The sequence below is a fragment of the Actinosynnema sp. NPDC059797 genome, from assembly GCF_042732085.1.
GTDB lineage: Bacteria > Actinomycetota > Actinomycetes > Mycobacteriales > Pseudonocardiaceae > Actinosynnema.
Genome location: NZ_JBHWIE010000674.1, coordinates 1 through 2,040, shown reverse-complemented (window position 1 = coordinate 2,040; position 2,040 = coordinate 1). Strand labels below are relative to the sequence as shown.

Below are 2,040 nucleotides of genomic sequence, written 5' to 3'. Positions count from 1 at the left end.
CCGACCTGGTCTACCTGTGGGCGCGGCTGGGCGCGGTCGAGGGACGGGTGCGGCGGGCGGTCGAGGCGCAGCGGGCCACCGACCCCGCGCCCGACGACCCCTATCGCGGGCACTACCTCACCCCCGAGGCCGTCCGGAGGGTCCTGGCGTCGCCGCGGCAGCCGCCGCTCCAGGCGCCCGAGCCCGACCCCGAGCTGGAGGCCCTGTCCGCGCTCGTGCCCGACCCCGGGCCCCGGCTCGCCGTGCTGGCCCGCGACTTCGGCCTGGCCCCGGTGGACGTGGAGTTCCTGCTCGTGGCGCTGGCACCCGACGTGGACGCGCGCTTCGAACGGCTCTACGGCTACCTCAACGACGACGTCACGCGCCGCCGGGCGACCGTGGGGCTGGCGCTGCGGCTGTGCGGCGTGCCGGTGGCGGGCCCGGGGCGGTTCCGCTTCACCGCCACCTCGCCCCTGGTGGCGGGCGGCCTGGTGGAGGTGCACGACCCGGGTGCGCCCGCGCTGTCCCGCGCGCTGCGCGTGCCCGACCGGGTGGTGGCCCACCTGCTCGGTGACGACGAACCCGACCCGGCGTTGGCGGGGCTCGCGCGCCTCGTGCCCTTGTCCGACGCCCGACCGGGTGAGCTGCCCGGACGACTGGGCGCGGGGCTGCGCGCCGGCGTCACCCCGGTCCACCTGCGCGACACCGGCGGCGACGCGGGCCCGACCGCGGTCGCCGCGCTGGCCGCCGCGGGCCGGGGCGCGGTGGTGCTCGACGCGGCGGCGTTGGCCGACCGGGAGCACCCCGACCCGGGCGCGGTGGTCCGCGAGGCCCGGTTGCGCGGCGCGGGGATCGTGCTCGGCCCGCTGGAACCCCTCGTGCCCGAGCGGGCGCGGTTGCTGCGCGAGCTGGTCGCGCTCGCGGGCGACCTGCCGGTGCTCCTGCACGGCAGGTCGCACTGGGACCCGAGGTGGACCGCGCGGCCCGTGCTGTCCGTGCCGGTGGACCCGCCGCTGCCCGCGGAACGCGCCGCGTGGTGGACCCGCGCGCTCGGCGGCGAACCCGGGTTCCTGCCGGACTTGGCGGGGTACCGGCTCGGCTCGGAGGAGGTCGGCCGGGCGGTGGAGGTGGCGTCGCACCTGGCCGCCGTGGAGGGCCGGCCGGTCGGGTTGGCCCACGTGCGCGCCGGCGTGCGGGCCCAGAACGGGGCGGGCCTGGACCGGCTGGCCCGGCGGATCGTGCCGGCCGTCGGCTGGGACGACGTGGTGCTGCCCGAGCACACCCGGCGGCAGCTCGCCGAGCTGGTCGTGCGGGCACGGCACCGCGAACGGGTGCTGGGCGAGTGGCGGATGCGCCCCGGCGGCGGGCGCGGGCGCGGCGTGGTGGCGTTGTTCGCGGGCGAGTCGGGCACCGGCAAGACCATGTCCGCCGAGGTCGTCGCCGCCGAGATCGGCATGGACCTGTACGTGGTGGACCTGTCGACGGTCGTGGACAAGTACGTCGGCGAGACGGAGAAGAACCTGGAGCGGATCTTCACCGAGGCCGCCGGCGTGCACGGGGTGCTGCTGTTCGACGAGGCCGACGCCGTGTTCGGCAAGCGGTCGGAGGTGCAGAGCGCCCACGACCGGTACGCCAACGTCGAGTCGGCCTACCTGCTGCAGCGCATGGAGTCCTTCGACGGCATCGCCGTGCTGACCACCAACCTGCGGTCCAACGTGGACGAGGCGTTCACCCGCCGGATCGACGTGATCGCGGACTTCCCGGTGCCCGACGCGGAGCAGCGCCTGGCGCTGTGGGACCGCTGCCTGGGGGGCGCGCTGCCCCGTGCCGACGACCTGGACCTGGCGTTCTGCGCGGAGCGCTTCGACCTGGCGGGCGGGTCGATCCGCGCGTGCGCGGTGACCGCGGCGTACCTGGCCGCCGCCGAGGACCGGCCGGTGGCGATGGCCGACGTGGTGGCGTCGGTGCGCCAGGAGTACCGCAAGCTCGGCCGGCTCGTGCTGGAGAGCGAGTTCGGGCCGTGGCACGCGGCGCAGTGACCCGACCCTGACCCCCGGGGAC

The 2,040-nt window shown here is 77.2% G+C and carries 1 protein-coding gene; it reads left to right on the top strand.

Features of this window, described 5'->3' with window-relative positions; translation table 11 throughout:
- Positions 1–2,018: ATP-binding protein (locus ACFV4N_RS43200; RefSeq protein ID WP_499678500.1), on the top strand; the 2,018-nt coding region annotated here is incomplete at its 5' end.
- Positions 2,019–2,040: the final 22 nt, after the last annotated feature.